Origin of the sequence: Scytonema hofmannii PCC 7110, from assembly GCF_000346485.2 — a bacterium.
Classification (GTDB): domain Bacteria; phylum Cyanobacteriota; class Cyanobacteriia; order Cyanobacteriales; family Nostocaceae; genus Scytonema; species Scytonema hofmannii.
This window is the reverse complement of the sequence record NZ_KQ976354.1, coordinates 5,088,752-5,107,849: the sequence shown is the minus strand read 5'-3', so window position 1 is coordinate 5,107,849 and position 19,098 is coordinate 5,088,752. Positions and strand designations below refer to the sequence as shown.

The following is a 19,098-nucleotide window of genomic DNA, read 5'->3' as shown; positions in this document are numbered from 1 at the left end:
CAAGGATGAAGGATGAATATTGCACATACAATAAAAGTAAATCCAAACAAGAATGAAGGTATTATGACGCAAGCCTTAACAAAAATAGTTACTTTTGATGAATTTATTGATTGGAATCCAAAAAACCCTGGGGTACGGTACGAACTACATAATGGAGAAATTGTTGAAATGTCGCAGCCTACAGGCAAACATGAAAAAGTAAAAGGTTTTTTGGTAAAAAAGCTATCTGTGGAGTTTGACCGATTGAATCTCCCCTACTTTATTCCCAATCAAGCAATAGTCAAACCACCTAAAAAAGAATCAGGTTATTTCCCGGATGTATTAATACTAAATGACGCTGCTTTAGCTTCAGAACCTCTTTGGGAAAAATCTTCTACTGTTACTTTTGGTGCATCAATTCCTTTATTAGTCGAGGTTGTTAGTACTAATTGGCGCGATGATTACTATATAAAACTTGCTGATTATGAGGAGATGGGTATTCATGAATATTGGGTTGCTGACTATGCAGCATTAGGCGCTAGGAAGTTTATTGGAAATCCCAAACAACCTACTTTTTCACTTTATCAATTGATTGATGGGGAATATCAAGTCACTTTATTTCGAGGTAGCGATAAAATTATATCTCCAACTTTTCCAGAGATAAATTTGACCGCAGAACAAATTTTTCAAGCTGGTCAATAAAAGGAAATTTTCCATAAATAATCTGAAATTCTTCTTCATTAATCAGGTCTATTTCCTGTTTGATAAGTAGGTAGGTGGGGAAATCCAATAAACATAATTCCTAATTACCAAAATTGTGGAAGAAGCGTTTTATAAAAATCGTTCGATGATAATTTCGTCCATATACCTCCCATTGAGCTTGGCTTGTTTTTTTGCCGTTCCCACAACGTGAAAGCCTTGGTTAAGGTAGGTGGCTAACGCCGCTACATTATTTGCACTTCTCGAACCAGCAGATCCACGTCCGTTTGCCTCCTTACGTTAAGGACATTCTATCCTCGTAGCTGCAACAGCTGCGCTACCATATTTGAGTATCTACCAAGTAGTGTTTTGTGTAATCATGAGTCATCAACTCCAAGACTACAATCCCAGTGGCGTAGGTCAAGTTAATGGGAACCTCCTTGGTTTACCATTTGATTACGAATCGGCAAAACTAATTGTCTTTGGCGTACCGTGGGAAGTGACCGTTTCCTATGGTGCGGGTACTGCTAACGGACCGCAGCGCGTTCTTGATGCCTCAACACAACTGGATTTGTTCGATCTCGACAATCCTGATGGATGGAAACAGGGAATATTTATGGTGGAAATACCTCAGGATATCTTGGAGAAGAACGCCTATTATCGCGATCGCGCCGCAGAAATTATCCAGCGTCTAGAGCAAGGTAAACCTCTGACAGCTACACCAGATTTAACACCAGTACTTACAGAAATTAATCAAGCTTGCCAACAGGTCAATCAATGGTTGTTTGAAAAGAGTAAGGAAGCAATAGAAAATGGCAAACGAGTGGCTGCGATCGGAGGCGATCACAGCGTACCATTAGGTTATTATCAAGCATTAGCACTTTCCTATCCAAACTTTGGCATTTTACACATTGATGCTCATGCAGATTTGCGCGATGCTTATGAGGGATTTGAGTTTTCTCATGCATCCATCATGTTTAATGCCATGAAATTGCCCCAAATTTCTAAGTTAGTGCAGGTAGCTTTGCGCGATATCAGTCATGATGAGGTGCAAACAATCGACCAATCCAACGGTCGAATTGTTGCTTATTATGACCCAGTTATCAAGCAAAAACTCTACTCTGGAATGGCTTGGGTTGAGATATGCCGAGAAATCATCAGTCATTTGCCCGAACAAGTATACATTAGCTTTGATGTTGATGGTCTCGATCCAAAACTCTGTTCGAGTACGGGAACTCCTGTTCCTGGAGGATTGGAATTAGAGCAAGCTTTTTTTCTGTTCCGTGAATTAGTTCATAGCGGTAGAAAAATTATTGGCTTCGATCTCTGCGAAGTTGGGGATGCAGAGTGGGATGGTAATGTTGGTGCGCGTATAGTTTATAAGCTATCAAATCTCATGGATTTATCACAGCAGAGTTAAGTCATTTGTCATTGGTTATTTGTCATTTGTAAGGTTATGGCTGGTTTGATATACTGTGAACGGCTAAAAACTTTTCTTTTTCGGAGTGTTTCACAGCATTTGTAGGGGCGCAATGCCTTGCGCCCCTACGAATGCTTGACAATTATTGGCTCGTCAGATTCTAAATCGTTTTTAGAATCAGCACTGATAACGATAAGTTGACAATTTTGCCAATTTATCGTTGTTGTCCCAAATCTACAACCAATTGCCCACTAAAACGAAGGGTGCCCAGTAATAAGGTAGCCGATAATTAGTGTTAGGATGCTTCTCTATCAGATACAGTTGAGCTTGGCGCAGTGCTTGAGCTTTTGTTAACTTGTCATCTTTTAAAACTTTATAAAATTGAATAGCAAATGCAGCTGTAGACTCATCTTTGACTTGCCAAAGTGTCGCTAATGTACTGCGTGCTCCGGCTCGGACAGCGATTCCGGCTAAACCTAATGTGGCTCGTTTGTCGCCAGTGGCGGTTTCACAAGCACTCAGCGCCAATAATTCAATTGCTCGTGTATTTATGCGATCGCCAATTCCAAGTAATCGATCAAAATTCTTAGCTTTTAGCAAGCGATCCCACAGCAAAACAAAGGTTTCGTCGGGGTTAGAACTGAAATTCCCGTGGGTAGCAAGGTGAATCACAGAGAAAGGAACTGATTCAACCGCCTTTCTTAAGTTGTCGGCGTTTAATGTAGAGTTCAGAAGTTTCTGGCTTCTTGCTACTTCAGCCTGAATTTGCTCGAGTTCAAGAGGAACTTGGTTGAGGGAATCAAAGGTTCTACCTGCAACGGTACGTCTTTCGCTTACCCCTGCTGTTAAGACGTTAAGTTGAATCTGTGTCAAGGGCTGGGATTCTATTAGCTGTAAACCCGGACTGAGCGCCAGAGCATACTTCTGAACTAAATATTGTTTGCCATCATCAAGAACAGCAAGGGGAATATTCTGCAAAGAAAAATCTAACACGAATACCAAGGTATTAATGCTGTTTTTAGCGAGATCGGGTTCAGCTTGGCGGAGCAACCAATTATAGACTTGCTGAGATAATTGAGGTAGTTCTTTCGAGGGTTTAGGCTGGGTTAGCTTCTCTTGCAATTGTTTTAAGGTACTTTCGACTTCTTCTTGAGAAACTTGAGTTCTGTAATGGAGCAAGTTAGATTGTTTGGGTAACTTGAGAATGAACTCCAAGCGGTCTGGCAAAACAATACCGTAAAAGACCGCTGTTGGGGTAGCGGCGCTGTCTACAATCTTATCAAGCTGTTCTGGCTTGGCTTGGGCGCAAGCATCGCGAAAGAAGTTGTCGAGTTCAGCCAGTTGAAGTGCTTCAATGGCTTCACGGGCTTGCTTGAGGTTTTCTTGGCTGGGAGTCTGGGCTTGTAAGAGCAAATTAACGAGTTCTCGATAAACTGGTTCTACCTCCTCTCGAAAGCCAAATTGAATATCAGGATTGAGAGTCACCAAATCGCTGCGGAGCGATTGCAGAGATTTAACAGCTTGGGAGTAAGCGGCGATCGCTCCTGCGATCTCCTTTTGTTTCAGTAGTCGTCCTAACTGCCATTGCCATTGGTAACTAATATCACCAGCCTGAATCTGCTGGGAGAGACTGAGGGCTTTGATAGTGTATTCTTTGGCTTTTTGCCATTCGCCTTGCTGTTCGTAAAACTGACCCAGATTCCCCAAAGCGTAAGACTGGGTGCGTCTGTCTTGCAGGTGTTCGGCTTGTTGCACCGCTACATTCAACAGAGCAATAATGACTGAGTTCGATGACTCGTTTACAGTTTTAGTTTGTGAGGGCTGATTTTCCTGGTATGGTAGTAAAGAGCACAGGGGTGTACTGCGTTGGAGTTGCAGACAAATCAGATTCTTCGCTAAGTTGACTTGAGCGTTAACAGTAGACCGACCTGGAGGGAAAATCGCTAGCGGTTCCCGAATTTGTGACCCCAAACTCCGCGCTCGATCCCACTGGCGTGTTTCGATGAGTAAGCTCAAGCGATTGAGTTGTGCTTGCATCCCGATCAGGGGAAATTTATTAACTGCAACTGTTTCTACTTGTTGATAAAATTCTAGAGCCTTCTCAGTTTGTTTTTGGGCGCGAGCTGTATTTCCTAAACTCAGTAAAGTGATGCTTTGTTCTTGGTGCAATTCTAATTTTTCGGCTACTGCTAAAGCCTGTGTCAGCATCTTTTGCGAGTCTTGTAACTCTCCTGTTTGTTGGAAGAGATCGCTTAAGGTGCGTAGACCAGTCATCTTCAAACGAGAGTCTGGGGATTGTTCTAAAGTTTGGCGAATTTGTACCAGTAATTTCCTAGCTTGACGGTAAAGCCCTAAAGTTTGCAGCGCTTGAGCTTGATTAATTTGGCTACCAATCGTCCCCACAGAGTCGCCCGCTTGTCTGTAGAGAGTCTCCACCTGTTGCCAAGTTTTGAGAGCCGCTTGAGCAGAGTCTTGTCCTAGTTTTGCTTTACCTCCCACTAATTGCAGACGTGCAAGAGCATTCAATACTTGAGCGCGGATGCGAGTGCTTGCTTTACCTGATTCGTCCAGTAGAGATAAACTTGTATCAATTGATGCTTGAGCTTGTTGCCATTGACCGAGTTGTTGCGTAGCTAATGAGACAAAGCTTAATGCTAGGGCTTGATGAGTGCGATCACCTATTTTTTCATACTTCTGTGCAGCTTGTTGCCATACCTGAGCCGCTTCCAAAAACTGACCGGCATCGTAGTGTTGGTTACCTGCTTGCATCAACGTCAATTCCCGATCCGCCGCGACTGGCTTAGCACTGACCGGGTTTAGGGTATGGATACCTAAACTTAAGAGTAGCGCTAAGAGAGCGATCGTTATGAACCGAATCAGCAGCTTCATTTTTTCAACTCCTACTGGTTTGCTTCCACAGTTGGCAGTCTAGAGGATGCAACCAAAGTCCCTGAGATGTCACTGTCGCAGGTTTTGCCGTCAGCAGCACATTGCCATTCGGTGTGCTAATCCAACCTTGAGCTTCCACAATTGTCTCTGGTTGATTATCCTCCATTTTTGGTTGCTCGCTCCTAGCTGCAGGCGGAAGTTTGAACGCTGTTGGTTCGCTCTCCTCGACTAAGCGTAAATCTTCCCAAGGAGCATTAGCCCTGAGCGTTTCATTGGGAGAACTAGGCAAACCGCCACGACCCGTAACCACAAATTCGCTATTCTGCCCGACAACGCGGCAGAAGTCCTGTCCAATCAAGCGAGAAACATCAACGATATCTGCTGGTAATTCGGTTAATGCTTGAGCCGGGTCAACATCCAAGATATCTATATCCACAACTCCGGCTATACCAAACTCAGAACTAGCGGTAATATCACTCAGGGGAGTCTGGAAATTGCGAAACTCAAGACCAAATAGACCTTGAGTTTTAATGTTGATATTACCTCCCCGTCCCTGGAAAGCATTGGCGGTGATATCGCTATTTTCATTAGGAATAGCAACTATCAAGTCACTATCGATCGAGATATTGCCCCCATCACCACCAGCGCGATCGATACCTGCGCTAGTCGAGATTTTACTGTTGCGGCGTAATAACAAGAGGTCATCGATTTTGAGCGTAATATTTCCGCCCTGACCTGATGTTGTTGTCGCTGAGAGAACAGCTTGATTGTCCAGCAAAACATTACGAGCTACCACTTCTAAATTACCTGCATCTCCTCTCCCCTGGTTGTTCACAGCAATTGTGGCTCCATCCCGAAGCGTTAAGTTTTCAGTTTCAATCCTTAAATTTCCCGCAGTACCGATATTTTCAGAGCCAGTAAACAAACCGCTAGGAAACCGCTGACCCGACCAATCTCGAAAAAAAGGTCGATTGGGAACCTGTGGAACTATGCCAACCAGTTCAACCAAATCAGAAGCTTTGACAAAAACATTACCACCTTGACCGCTACTAAAAGTTCCAGCCCCTATTTGCGCTCCTTCTCGGACGATTAATTGAGCAGTGTCAATTGTGACTTCGCCGCTGTCGCCTTTACCGCGAGTACTCGCAAACAAAATTGTGGGGTCGCCATTATCGGACGTGCCAGTTAATTCTACTTTGGAAGCCCTAATGTTAATATTTCCTCCCTTGCCTTCACTGTTATCAAAAACAGTAGCTAAAGTTTGTGCTCCTTTGCTAGCTAAAAACCGTCCTGTATTGATAGTCACAGTACCACCGTCCCCAGCACCTTGAGTCTGCACCCTCAAACCGCTTCCAAAACCAATTGCTTCTAGTGACTCTCTCGCATTGACTATAATATTTCCCCCGCGACCCCGATTAAAAGTTATGGCGCTTACTTGTGCGCCATCTTGAAGAATTAGCCTTCCCGTATTGACTGTTACAGTACCGCCGTCCCCAACCCCATGAGTCTGTGCTACCAAGCCGGTGACGCTGACAAACCTGCTAATTTGAGAAATGCCAATTGCTTCTACTGACTCCTTCGCGTTGACAAGTACATCGCCTCCATTACCGCTACCTTCGCGAGTTGTTGAGGAGCTTATCTGGGCCCCATCCCGGAGTATCAGCTTCCCTGTATCGATCTCTACTCTACCAGCGTTTCCAGTCCCACTAGTTCGTGCTCCCAAGATGCTACCAAATCTGCCATTGTAAGAAATGCCAATCGCTTCTACTGACTCTCTCGCATTGACAAGCACATCGCCCCCACGACCTTGATTAAAAGTTGTAGCGCTTATCTGTGCTCCATCTTGAACGAGCAGTTTTCTTGTGTTAATCTTTACTCTCCCGCCGTTTCCAGTACCTTGAGTCTGTGCTCCTAAGCTGCTTGGAAATCTGCCATTTTGAGCAATACCAATCACTTTCACTGACTCTTCTGCATTAACAAGCACATCTCCCCCATCCCCACTAGCTTGAATAGAAGTTGCAGCACTTATCTGTGCTCCATCTTGAACAAGCAGTTTTCTTGTGTTAATCTCCACTCTGCCGCCGTTTCCAGTACCTTGGGTCTGTGCTCCCAATCCACTGCCAAAATTCCCATTTTGAGCAGTGCCAATCACGTCCACTGATTCCCTCGCATTAACAAGCACATCACCCCCGTTGCCTTTATTAAAAGCTGTCGCGCTTACCTGAGCCCCATTTTGGAGTATTAGCTTCTCTGTGTCGATCTCTACTTGACCACCCTCACCAGTACTCTCACTGACAGCAAATAAGCCGCTGGCTCCAATTGGAGCAACGCCAGTCGCTTCCACTGACTCAGAAGCTTTCACCAGTACGTTTCCTCCCTTACCTTCGCTAAAAGTTGTGGCGCTAACCTGGGCTCCGTCCCGGAGTAATAGCCTTCTTGTTGTTACCTCCACTTTGCCACCCTCACCAGTATTCTTACGAGCAACAGAAAATAAACCACTGGCAAAATTCTCAATTTGAGTGACACCTGCTGCTTCAACTAACTCTGAGGCGTTAACAATAATCTTTCCGCTACTACCTTGATTAAAAGTACTAGATGATATTTGAGCCCCATTTTGGAGAATTAAGCTTTTTGTGTCAATTTTTACATCACCAGCTTTTCCGATACCTAATGTTTCCGTTAAAAAGAGACTTGCTTCGCCATTGGGGGCGCTTCCACTAGCTTCGATAGACTCGGAACCTTTGATGCTGATAGTTCCTCCGCTTCCCTCACCCTGCGTCAGGGACAAAACCAACGAACCATTTTCTAACGCTACTCGTCGCCCTTGCATTTGAATATTGCCACCTCCAACACCACTAGTATCAATAGCAGCAGTTTGGGATAGGCGGATGTCTTGGAAGTTCTGTATACCGCGATCGCTCAATTCCCAGCCTGGATTCGTTGAGGTAAGACCTACTAAACCCTCTCCCTGGACACTCCAAACTTCAACTCGTCCCGATTCAGCGCTCAAACTTCCGCCTTCCAGGACGACTTCACCACCAGCTAGAGCCAAAGTTTGACCGGGTTCTACCTCCAAACTACCAGTTCGATTGACCTCAAGTACCTCACCAGTCTCCTGATCGACTTTCAGTTCATTACCTTGCCCCTGTACCAAAATTCTGCCTGGATTTTCTCCATATTGCAAACCAATCGGCATATTGAGCGTTAGCAAAGGAGGAGCAGAGGGATTAGTAGTGCTAAATTCTAGACTATCAGTAAATTTGATACTCCTAGCAGTACTTGCCAAAAAAGAACCACGGAGGTCTAGTCTGGCATTAGGACCAAAGACAATACCATTGGGGTTAAGTAAAAACAGATTTGCTCCACCGTTGACACCCAATGTTCCCAGAATAACTGAGGGGTTAGTTCCAGTCACTCGACTAAATATGTTCTCAATTCCCCTGGGATTGGCGAAAAAGACGCGTTGTCCAATGCCTACATTGAATTGTTGAAAACTGTGAAATAAACTTGTACCTCTGATAGCCCCGCCATTAATTTCATCAGCAGGAAGACCATCTATGCTAACGTTGGGCGTTAGTGTAGAACTCTCAGCACCTAAAGTGGAATCAGGGGCAATCTGAGCTTTGGCGAAATTCCCGGATGCAACGTCTAATGCACATACGGCTACGAAGCTGGCTACCCTCAACTGCCAGCAACAATTTGACCCGCTTAGACCCATGATTGCCATCCTCCAAAATATAAGACTTCTCTTTTGCGCTAATCTGGATCTGTCAAAGGAAAATTAATGGGGAAAGTTAAATCAAATGGTGAAGGTGTTTTGATGTTGTGGTGTATCTGGATACCAATTCTGTCCGGGTTCCAATTCAATAGGATCAAATGCAACCGGCGAAAAAGGTGTTGCAGAACCACCGTTAGGTACGGGATTAGACCCGTAAGTTATGTTTAAGGCTGATCCACCTCCATTAATTCCTTCTTGTTCACTAGGAGTGAGTTCAGTGAGAAAATCGAGGTCTTCTAAACTTTGTTTCTGTTTGTCTTTCATCTTTTTAGTGTCTTACTAGCAAATGCAGTTTGCTCAACGCTCAACAATTAGCCTCTGTAATTACTCCCTCTCCGCCCGAAGATTACTTATTTAAATGAACCGCACTCACGCAAAGAGGGCGAAGAAAGAGGAAAAGCAAATCGGTAATCTCATAACACCAAAGGGAGTAACCACAAAGAGTGAAAGTGCTGACATTTAAGTTTTCAACTTGGTTGAAACTTCTACGGAATTTTAAATATTTTCTAAAAAAAACTTTACAAATTTGTAATCAACCTGGCTTTTCTGAGCATATATTTTAAGACTGTCTCTCGTCGGGAAATAATATCAGCTCTGCCTTCCATTCCCAGTTGAATAGTACATTGATGATTTCCCCTACCTAAGGACAAGCTGTCTGGGAGTATCGTCACCTCGTAGAAAGAAGCATTGCTATCCCATGAGGGGATAGAAATGTTGGCAACTGAGGGCAAAGCCTCACTCCTTTGAGATTTAATGGTATCTTTAGAAATTTGACTGACGACGCCTTTAAGAGTACCATAGTCGGGGTAAGGACATGCAGAAACCCGCATTTGTACCTTTTGACCCTTTTCCAACTGACTAATATCCTCAGGAGAAACGGCGGCTTTGATTGCTAAGGGAGCGTTGCTAGGGACAATTTGAGCAATTTCCTCGCCCATACGTACAGATTGACCGGGGTTACGCAGGTTTAATCGAGAGATGATCCCGTCTTCTGTCACTGTAATCTTGGTTTGGCTGAGGTCGCTTTCAATTTGTTGCAGTTCGCTGGTGTCGCGCTGGAGTTGATTCTTAATTTGAATCCGCTGCTGAAACAATGCTTCCCATTCTCGGTTGAGGGTGGCGAGAGTGGCTTGACCCCTAGCATTTTCTTGAGCAATACCCTCTGTAGCGATCGCAACTTCCGCGTCACTGGGGTTGAGAGATACTTGATTGCGTTGCAGTTTTGCTCGTACTGCGGCTACGGCTTGTTGTTGCTGGGCAATAAGAAGCTGTTGCACCTCCACAGTAGCACGTCGTATTTCAACGGCTTGCTGTTGTTGAGCAACTTCTAACTGCACTTCCTCGAATTGATTTAAAGACAAGGCTCCCTCTTGAACTACCTTTTGATAGCGATCGCGTTTGGATTGGGCTGCTTTCAATGCTGCTTCTGTTGATTGTAGGTTAGCACGAGCCGATCGCAATTCCACTTGTGCTTGATACCATTCTTTTTCTGCTTTTTTTAAGTTTGCTTGGGCTTCTTCAACTTCCGTTTTCGCTGTCATTTGTCGGTCTCGGTAATTGCGTTGGACGCGATTGAGTTCGGCTTGAGCAGAACTAACAGCCCGGTTTTTGCGCTCTGTTTCCGCTTGGATTTGTCGATTCAGCGCCTTAATTTGAGCATCGATTTGCAGCAGTTGCATTTGTACCTGCTGAATGTTGCTTTGCAGTTGGCTTTTTTTAGTTTGCAAGCGCGAATCATCGATAGTGGCTAGCACATCTCCTTTTTTTACCGCCTGATTTTCTTTCACAAAGACGTTTGTAATTTGACCTTCTGTTGCTGCTTGTACCACCCGCAATTCTCCCGTAGGGCGGACGCTGGCTTGTCCTTTAACGGTTACTTTATATTCGATGACAGAAGCCAGTGCGATCGCTCCCCCCACACCACCAACGAGTACCAAACTGCCTAGTGTTACCCAACTACCAATCGGCGGGAGAAATTCATGACTTTGAACTAGGGGTAGAGAATCTGCGTTGAAGTGGCTAAGCATGACAGTTTTTTGGGTAGAGATTAGCAAATGCTGGTTGAAGAACTTCCATTGAGATGAAAGCTAGAGGGCTTTTTGGAGAAACCATTGACTGATAAATTAACGCCGTCGAGGAAATCTAAATGCTCGCCAGCTTGATGGCTCAGAGTCTCTGGAGAACCTTGAATTTTCAATTGCCCTTGTTCCACCATGACAATCCAATCAGCTTGCTGGATGACTTTGGGGCGATGGCTAATCAAAATTGTGGTTTGACCTTGGCGGTGAGTTAGCAGCTGGTTTAAAACTTGGGCTTCACTTACTGGGTCGAGAGCACCAGTAGATTCATCTAAAATCAACACTGGTGGATTATTGACAATGGATCTAGCGATCGCTAATCTTTGCTTTTGACCACCAGAAAGATTAGCCCCAAATTCCCCTAAGACCGTTTGATACTTATCGGGAAGGTTGCTGATAAACTCATCAGCCCCAGCAATGTGACAAGCTTGCACAATCTGCTCAAAGGTAATATTAGGCGAACCCAAACGAAAATTTTCCACAATCGACCGACTCCAAAAATGCGCGTCTTGGGGAACTAGTACTACTTGTTGTCGCAGACAGTCTAAAGAAAGATCCTCCAGGTTATAAATACCGAAGCGTATATTACCAGACTGAAGTTGATATAAACCTGCTATCAATTTAGCCAGAGTACTTTTACCGCACCCAGATTTGCCGATGAGAGCAATTACCTTACCGCCAGGAATAGTTAGGGAAAAATCTTGCAACAAATCAACTCTCCCTGCATGATGAAAGTTGAGATTTGTACAGATAATATCTGTGTTGTCCGGAATTTTTACCCAAGGCTTTTGGCTGTTATCTAGAGTTTCTGGAGTAGCTTCAATAACTTCTGTGAGCCGTTGGGTAGCAGTTTTGGCACGGGTGAATTCATCAACAAAATCGATAGTAGTTTCAATAAAGCTGGTAAAGTTAGCATTCATGCTATTAAATGCCAGTAACATCCCAATAGTTAATTCCTGATGAATGACTAGGGTACTACCGAACCAAAGCAGGGCAATGCTACCAATGCTAGAGACTAAATTTGAAAAAATCCCGTTAACAATGCTAATTTGGATTGTCCGGAAGGTAAAGTTAGCAAGGCGACTAAATCTCCCTTGAAATTCTTCCCAGAATTGCGGAGCAGCAGCAGTTGTTTTGAGGGTAATAGCACCTTTAAAGGTTTCAACCAAAACGCCTTGGTTTTCGGCTGACAAGACCAAAACACTACGAATTTTTTGTTGTAGGGTGGGTAAGAAAGCTATTGTAGAGAGAGTCATTAAAAGAGCGCTCGCACCAGCTACGACTGTGAGTTTTACACTGTAGAACAGCATGAAACCTAAGGAAACTAAGGCGATAAAAAGTTGGCTAGGCAAACTAACAACGGCTTGAGAAATTAACTGATTAATTTGTTGAATATCTTCTAGGCGACTCACTATTTCGCCACTGCGACGAGATTCATAATAACTTAAAGGTAAACGCAAGATTTGGCGTCCAAATTCAAAAATTAGACCGAGTTGCAGACGTTGAGCAAAGTGAGCGACGAGATTTGATTGCGCTAGCCGGAGGCTACTACTGACCAGACGCATGATAATCACTGTAATGCCAACACTCGCGAGCAGTTGCATATCTCCACGAACCAGCACATCATCGGTGAGGATTTGCAGCAAAAATGGAGAAGCAAGAGAGAGCAGTCCTAGAACCAAGTTAAACAACAAAGTTTGGGCAAGAATGGCGCGATATGGCCAAACACGCCTAAGGAATCGTCCGAAACCACCAATTTTCTCTTTTTCATCTTCTTGGGTAAAAAAGCGGACTGGATCTGGTTCGAGGAGCAGCATGACCCCATCTGCCCACGCTTCAAGGAGCAACTTTTTTTCCAGATAGCGAATACCTACAGCAGGGTCAGCAACAACATATTTATTGCCTCGCTTGCCGTATAAAACCACCCAATGATAACCTTTCCAGTGAATGATAGTTGGCAGGGGAATAGCTTTTTCATTGACGGCGTCCAGAGATACTTTCACTGCTCTAGTATTAAAACCAAGGGCTTCAGCTCCTCGCTTCAAGCCTAATAATGTGGTTCCTTGTTGCCTAGTTCCTGTTGTTTGCCGAATGCTGTTAATGGTAAAGGTCTTACCATAATGTTTAGTAATGGAAGCCAAACACGCAGCGCCGCAGTCTTCCTCGCTGTGCTGTTGAACAAGTTGGTATTTCATTGTTTGGGGTCATCCATAAACTATTGTTTAAGCACTTGCAGGCAATTCTGCGATTTTGGCGTGCTGCTCAGAAATAGTCGTTAATCTTAGTTCAGTAGCAAGCAATTCATAAGAACGTAAGCGATCCTCGAATTCCTGACAAAGGTCAAGGAATATGATTTCGTCAACGCCATAACGCTCTTGTAGCATCTGCAATTTCTCTTTACATTGACTGGGATTGCCTACTATGCTCGGTACAATAAACTCATTAGTGTGTTTTTTGAGTAATTGGTGTGCTTGAGCTTCAGTTTCCGCGCAAATGCCTGCAACTGCTACATTGCACTGAGGAGTAGAAATTTTTCCCGCTTTTGGCTGGAAGATGTCTCGGTACTCTTGGAGGATACTGGGATTATCTTGGAATCCTATGTGCAAGAGCGAATGGCTATAAGCAACGCCATTTTGTGCGGCTAAGGGCACGCTACTTCCACCGCTACCAAGAACCCAAACCGCCGGAGAAGCAGAACCAACAGGTGTCACCGACACCTCTGAACTTCCGCACAAGTAGTGTATCAGGTGTTCAAATTTCTCTTTATAAAGCTCGATATTCGGCTCCCGAGTCCTCCCGTCAAGAAGAGCTTGAGCAGTCAATGGATCTGCATAACCTCTGCAAATTCCTAGATCAATACGTTCCGAAAATAGGGTTTCGAGTAATTTAAAATTCTCGGCAATTTTTAAGGAACTATAGAAGTAGAGAAGAATTCCTGCCGATCCTATGCGAATCCTCTTAGTGAGTGCTGCAATAAGAGGAATTAAAACTTCTGGACTAGCATGAGCAGCACCTCCATGATGCTCCGCTAGCCAATAGCGCGAATATCCAAAAGCTTCAACTCGACACGCAAGTTCTATAGTTGTATGAAGTACGTATTTGCTGTTTCTCTTATATGGAACTGAGCAGAAATCGAGAACGCCAAGACTAATTTTATGGCTCATATATTGACTCGTTATCAAACTAAGGTGTAGTGGGATTAGACCATTTCAATGGCTGATTTATGGGAAAAAATTTCCTGAGTTTTTTCTGAGGTTTTATTGAATCTTGGAGGCTCTAGCATTAGCACTGAAGGAATACGCTCTGGTACTGCTAGCCTCAGCAATTCATAACCTATACCAGCTAATCCAGTCATTAGTCCTGGTACTTCAACTTCTAATGGCACTCCGCAAAGCCAGCCATACTTGTCAATGCTTGAGAGTATAATGGCGGCATGACGGTCAACCTGATTTTTCCACTGTGGATCTTTTAGAATAAGACTGGCTTGGAGAAGCAGTTCAAGATTACCTAGGTCGCCATGGCAAAGAGAATGGTTAAGACCAAAACCGTGCTCTAGTGTACTTTTGAGAGCAATGTAAATTTCATCACGAATTTCAGCATTATCAAGGTATGGGAGACATTTTAACCGAGCGAGACCAACTCCAGGTGCGCCATGGCACCATGCAGTCATGCAGGGATAGCTATTGGCTAGAACCATGTCACTAAAATTGCTGATGTCCCACCAAGTACCAAATTGACGGCAGAACAAACTACGCTCATATTCAATAGCCGCAAGAGCTGTTGTGTGAAAACGCTTCTCTCCAGTTAGAGATGCTAATTCTAGTAATTCTAATGCTATCCCGGCTGCACCATGACTAAATCCTGGTAGAGGTTTCTCTGACAGACTTTTTAGTCCTGGTATCCATCCAACGCCTTTCTTCATGGGTTGGATATGTGAAATAATATGTACGCCACATTGAATTGCAACATCAAGTGTACGCTGAGAAGGTCGGCAGTGATAGAGACTAATTAAACTACTAAGGCATCCGGCAGCACCACCAATAATATCAAAGTACTTATCTTGAGAAATAAGATCCGGGAGAAGAGGCACTATTGATTCAGCCTCAAGTAGCAACGATGGTTCATTCCATAAAACTCCTAACTGAGTTAGGGTGTAAATGATTCCACCCCAACCAGTAAAGCCACCGATAGAAGTGAACGACGATTTATTCCTATCTATTTGGTGTTGAAACTTGGCTAATGTCAATTTTGCCAATTCAGTGTAATTTTTCTGATGAGTGATAGTACCAAGGTAAGCTAAAAATAAGGTTATTCCTGGCATACCATTGTAAAGTTCTATTCCCAGCGGAGTAAAAGTCCAGTAATTTCTCTTTTCATCGAAATTCAAGCCAATCCAAGAGACATCATTGTCCTCTTGCAGTGCTAGCTCTTCTATGCGATCGCCAACTGCTTGTGCAGCGGCTACCAATTGCTCGCGACTAAAATCATTTTTTGGTTCAGGCAAATGATGGATAGGCCATCCTTGCCATTTTGATTCCTCTTTATGGATTATAAATGTAGTAAAGGAGGCGCGGATAAACCACAATTGTTGCCTCAAATCGGCATCATTTAAATTATGAAGACTGCGACGTACCAGATCCATCCCTGTTTCATCAAAGAAGTCGGTAATTTTTTCATTAGAACCAGTCCAAAGATCTGTCGAATTGGGTCGAGTTGTGAATCTAGGAATATCACCTTTCCATAAATCATCCCGCTCAGCATGAATTATCTTTGCTAGGTGGGGTTGATGTTCAATTCCCAACCAAAGTAGATCGAAGAAACGATCTCGATCTAAGGCGTTTCGTAACAGATTAGGATGATAACTTTCATTGAGTAGTAAACTGTATTCTTCAGTAAAGCGTGGGATAAACCTTACTTCATCTTCACAAAACCGGGCTAAAGGACTTTTTTCTGATAGTAAGTCATGCCGATGCTGTATCAACAACTGATACATGGAAGTAAAGCCAGCAGTAATTGCGTCTATATAGTCCAATATATTTACTGGAGCAGAATTAAGGGTAGGTCGGTTGTGACTTCCTGACATTGGCATTTGTTTAAGCTCAACGCGCATTTCATCTGTTCCTATTCCTGTCAAATACTGAACACGACTTGGTGTTAATTGACCTTCTTCACCTCCTAATCCACTCATTTCAACTCCCTTGGACTCATTATTTTCCCAGAGACGTTGGGGTAATATACCAACACTTAAGACAGAATAATTGAATGTTTTGACAACAAGATGTTCTGATTTCTTATTAAGATGATTAACTTCAATTTGAGAATGGAAAAGGGATTCTAGGTCAACTAAAATAGGGTGTTCTCCGGCTGCAATTATGTTTTCCATATGAAAGTCAGTAGCTTTTATGGCATACAGTAGTGCTAAGTAACTACCTTGACGTTGATAAAAGTGCTGAACTTCTTCTGGAGTAGTGCAGCTATGAGCTACAACAAATTCTACCCATCCATATTTATCTCGATTGAGCATTTTTAAAGTACGAAATGGTGGGTGATTTCCTCGTTGGTTAATCCATAGTAAAAGTTGTTGAAAATGCTCATCAGTAGCTAAAGATCTGGGTTTATAAACTACCTGAAAACCAGTGCTAAATTTAGCAATTATCACGGTACGTCCATCACAATGAGTGTCAGCAATACTACTATCTATTTGTACCAATACACCTGGGTCTGTTTCTGGACTAAATTTAGCACAGATAACATTCCAATCATTATAGAGATGCTGGAGAAATTCTAGACTAAAATTGACCCAATGATTAATGCTAATTACTACTTGACGGGCAAGGACGGGATACTCTTGGAGGAAAGAGATTGCTATTTCACGCTGGCGTAGGCGTTGTAAGAAACTCTGAAATCGCTCCTGAGGAATGTTGCCTTGTAGTAGTCCTTGCAGGCGAGCTACATTAAGTTCCAAAATCATGGTGCGACTTAAAATATTAACCAATTGCTCTTGTAAACTAGTAAATAGCAAGGATACAACAGTACTAGGTTCAAAAGGCAAATCAGAATGTGCTTGACACATTGCCTGAATTCCCTGTTTTAGGCGGTCAATTTCTTGACTAAGCAAGGGTTCAATAATATACAAAAAACCTGCTTCTTTTCCTTCTCCTAGCTTCTCTGGAGCAAGAAGTATTTTGGCTTGGGAATGGGTAGGATGAAAAAATGCTTGAGCCAGTTGCTTGAGCCAATGTGGTAAATCTGGAAGACGGTTTTTAACTCCCTCGATTGGCTCACCAAGAATATTAAAAAAATCATCTTCAGTGATTCTATCTATTGTGAGACGTTGAGCAAAGAAAGAGTCATTCGTAAAAGGCAATTGGGATTTCCATTGCTGCATTTTTTTCTTAGCAAGTTTTGTATCAATGTTAGTTATATATGTCTCTTTTTGAGTATTTTGCAGTGAGATAATACGCTCAGTTAAAGTTATGGAATTATACCAGACAGAGTTGTGAAAAGAAAACTTGCTCATAGCATTATATTCCTGATAAGTGGTGAAATTTGAGGACAAGATACTGTTGGTAGGAGAGAAGGGTGAGTAGGAACCCACCCTTTGTTTTTGACACTACACTAGGCAGCTATGCTTAGCCTTTCTCAAGAGAAGAAACTTCTGCTAAAATAGAAGAATCTTGAATTGGGAGCTTCTTGCTTTGATTCGTAGCTTTGGTACCGCAGCAAGACATAGCAATGTGAACATCTCCTCCGCCCATAAAAGTTTCCATCTCTTTATCAGATAATTCAACCATCCCTGCTGGATTTTCAGGTAACTGAGAAAGCTGTTCTTCACTCAGGCTATTGCGATATTCTTCATCTTTCCACGCACGAATAATGTCAATATTTGACATAGTTTTTCTCCTTCATTTTAATGATGTGTTTTTTTTGAAAGGCAGTCTTTTTTCCAAATGTAAAATTAAGTCAAGAGACAGTAATTAACCCTAATTGATAGAGATAATATATGCACTCATTACAAACTAAGTTCCAGTCTGAACCACGACTTGTTTAGAGATTAATGGTGCTTATATTCAAGCCTGAATTAAGTCTTAGCAAAGTGGTTCACAACATTGAACTTAGCTCGCTTGCTTTACTTCTTTGGTTTTGAACCCTTTCATCAGAGTTAATGAGACCGTTTTTTTTGATTTATGTACTTGTCCCCATGTAAAAGCTGTTCTTCCACTTAAGAAAATAGTTGAAACCTTTGCTAGTATTAGGTCATAACTATTATTTCTAAAAGCAATAAAACTTCATAAAGTGCTTTTAGATAGCAATTCTATCTCAAATGTGAGGAGATATTCAGTTTGATAGTTGAATTAACAAAGTACAAAGCGATCGCGCGCAGCTTTCCCATCAAAGCCACAGGCGATCGCAAAAATATATTTAATTAGTACAACTTGACCTTATTGATTTTACATCAAGGTAAGAGTACTACGAATAACAAAGCCTGTCTACGCAGGCTTCATTAAAGTCCGCGCAGGCGGACTTCGTTTGTATAGCTCCAGAATTCTATTCTGAGGGCAATGTGCCTCTGAGCCTCGGTCAGCTCAGAATTAGCGCATGAATCCACAAAAATAAGTGCATAAATCACAAAACACCACCGCAATAACCAAATGAAAGAGTTTAAACCCCACTAAGTAACAGATAAAAGGATTTTTCATGTCGCTCTCAAAATACCTCATAGCTTGTGCCGCAATTGCTACGTCCTTTGTTGTCTCTAGTGTTGCCTCAGCTAATGACCGAGATGTTGAAGCCACTACTATCCCCGCTAGCGCCTGCCGTCCGCGAAATGACGTTGCAGACGCAGCAGTTGGTCTCTCTAACGGGGCTTATGTTTTTAATGGATCTGCTACTGGAACGGTTATCCTTTACTGTCCGCTTCCAATTAACAGACACACAATATCGGATATGACAAACGACAACGATATCTCAACATACCGGGTCTATTACCGGGATACGGACGGTATGGGAACTGGGGCTGAGATCGAGACGCGCCTTCACTACCGCGACTCCGCTGGCTTGCACGGAGTGGGAACTACATGGAGTTCTAATGAATCCAACATGACAGGTAATACAATTCGATATGTCGATCTCAACCATAATGTAGGCTTTGACAGACTTTACTTTTTCACAGTTATTATGCGGCGAACTACCACCGGGCAAGACCCGGCATTTAGCGGGATCGACTTTGCCTCCCCACCAATACTATAGGTCAT

11 protein-coding genes are annotated in these 19,098 nt (G+C 43.1%); 3 read left to right on the top strand and 8 right to left on the bottom strand.

Annotation, left to right across the window (positions count from 1 at the left end; translation table 11 throughout):
• The first annotated feature begins 63 nt into the window (after positions 1–63).
• Entirely contained in the window at positions 64–681 is a 618-nt protein-coding gene (locus tag WA1_RS21165; protein ID WP_026135128.1) for a Uma2 family endonuclease, read from the top strand.
• Between the two features lie 376 nt (positions 682–1,057).
• Entirely contained in the window at positions 1,058–2,098 is a 1,041-nt protein-coding gene (gene speB / locus WA1_RS21160; RefSeq protein WP_017747631.1) for an agmatinase SpeB, read from the top strand.
• 234 nt (positions 2,099–2,332) lie between these two features.
• On the opposite strand, the gene WA1_RS21155 is transcribed toward speB, so the two are convergent.
• The 8 genes from WA1_RS21155 to WA1_RS53000 all read right to left on the bottom strand — a co-directional run bounded on the left by WA1_RS21155 (position 2,333) and on the right by WA1_RS53000 (position 17,736).
• On the bottom strand, positions 2,333–4,987 hold the full coding sequence (locus tag WA1_RS21155) for a CHAT domain-containing protein (protein ID WP_017747630.1): 2,655 nt from the start codon (positions 4,985–4,987) through the stop codon (positions 2,333–2,335).
• A 4-nt stretch (positions 4,988–4,991) separates the two neighbouring features.
• Positions 4,992–8,705, bottom strand: coding sequence for a two-partner secretion domain-containing protein (locus WA1_RS21150; RefSeq protein WP_148662736.1), 3,714 nt, complete (start codon positions 8,703–8,705; stop codon positions 4,992–4,994).
• 81 nt (positions 8,706–8,786) lie between these two features.
• Positions 8,787–9,029, bottom strand: a complete 243-nt coding sequence (locus WA1_RS21145) for a hypothetical protein (protein ID WP_017747628.1) — start codon at positions 9,027–9,029, stop codon at positions 8,787–8,789.
• 254 nt (positions 9,030–9,283) lie between these two features.
• The gene (locus tag WA1_RS21140) at positions 9,284–10,792 is read right to left on the bottom strand and encodes a beta-barrel domain-containing protein (RefSeq protein WP_026135127.1); all 1,509 of its coding nucleotides are present in this window, start codon (positions 10,790–10,792) and stop codon (positions 9,284–9,286) included.
• A 20-nt stretch (positions 10,793–10,812) separates the two neighbouring features.
• The gene (locus WA1_RS21135; RefSeq protein WP_017747626.1) at positions 10,813–13,038 is read right to left on the bottom strand and encodes a peptidase domain-containing ABC transporter; all 2,226 of its coding nucleotides are present in this window, start codon (positions 13,036–13,038) and stop codon (positions 10,813–10,815) included.
• A 27-nt stretch (positions 13,039–13,065) separates the two neighbouring features.
• Positions 13,066–14,007, bottom strand: a complete 942-nt coding sequence (locus tag WA1_RS21130; RefSeq protein ID WP_017747625.1) for an MsnO8 family LLM class oxidoreductase — start codon at positions 14,005–14,007, stop codon at positions 13,066–13,068.
• Positions 14,008–14,042: 35 nt separating this feature from the next.
• Positions 14,043–17,363: a type 2 lanthipeptide synthetase LanM family protein gene (locus WA1_RS21125; RefSeq protein WP_017747624.1), complete on the bottom strand. Its 3,321-nt coding sequence runs from the start codon at positions 17,361–17,363 to the stop codon at positions 14,043–14,045.
• Positions 17,364–17,475: 112 nt separating this feature from the next.
• Positions 17,476–17,736 carry a mersacidin/lichenicidin family type 2 lantibiotic gene (locus WA1_RS53000; RefSeq protein WP_017747623.1) on the bottom strand — a complete coding sequence of 87 codons (261 nt, stop codon included), beginning with the start codon at positions 17,734–17,736 and terminating at the stop codon, positions 17,476–17,478.
• 805 nt (positions 17,737–18,541) lie between these two features.
• Between WA1_RS53000 and WA1_RS21115 the strand changes: the two genes are divergently transcribed.
• A complete protein-coding gene (locus WA1_RS21115) occupies positions 18,542–19,093 on the top strand; it encodes a hypothetical protein (RefSeq protein WP_017747622.1) in 552 nt (183 codons plus the stop codon).
• The last annotated feature ends 5 nt before the right edge of the window (positions 19,094–19,098 follow it).

Bases quoted from the DNA above. Each gene is read 5' to 3' on its own strand.
- WA1_RS21165 (WP_026135128.1), top strand. From the start codon at position 64: ATGACGCAAGCCTTAACAAAAATAGTTACTTTTGATGAATTTATTGAT.
- speB (WP_017747631.1), top strand. From the start codon at position 1,058: ATGAGTCATCAACTCCAAGACTACAATCCCAGTGGCGTAGGTCAAGTT.
- WA1_RS21155 (WP_017747630.1), bottom strand. From the start codon at position 4,987: ATGAAGCTGCTGATTCGGTTCATAACGATCGCTCTCTTAGCGCTACTC.
- WA1_RS21150 (WP_148662736.1), bottom strand. From the start codon at position 8,705: ATGGGTCTAAGCGGGTCAAATTGTTGCTGGCAGTTGAGGGTAGCCAGC.
- WA1_RS21145 (WP_017747628.1), bottom strand. From the start codon at position 9,029: ATGAAAGACAAACAGAAACAAAGTTTAGAAGACCTCGATTTTCTCACT.
- WA1_RS21140 (WP_026135127.1), bottom strand. From the start codon at position 10,792: ATGCTTAGCCACTTCAACGCAGATTCTCTACCCCTAGTTCAAAGTCAT.
- WA1_RS21135 (WP_017747626.1), bottom strand. From the start codon at position 13,038: ATGAAATACCAACTTGTTCAACAGCACAGCGAGGAAGACTGCGGCGCT.
- WA1_RS21130 (WP_017747625.1), bottom strand. From the start codon at position 14,007: ATGAGCCATAAAATTAGTCTTGGCGTTCTCGATTTCTGCTCAGTTCCA.
- WA1_RS21125 (WP_017747624.1), bottom strand. From the start codon at position 17,363: ATGAGCAAGTTTTCTTTTCACAACTCTGTCTGGTATAATTCCATAACT.
- WA1_RS53000 (WP_017747623.1), bottom strand. From the start codon at position 17,736: ATGTCAAATATTGACATTATTCGTGCGTGGAAAGATGAAGAATATCGC.
- WA1_RS21115 (WP_017747622.1), top strand. From the start codon at position 18,542: ATGTCGCTCTCAAAATACCTCATAGCTTGTGCCGCAATTGCTACGTCC.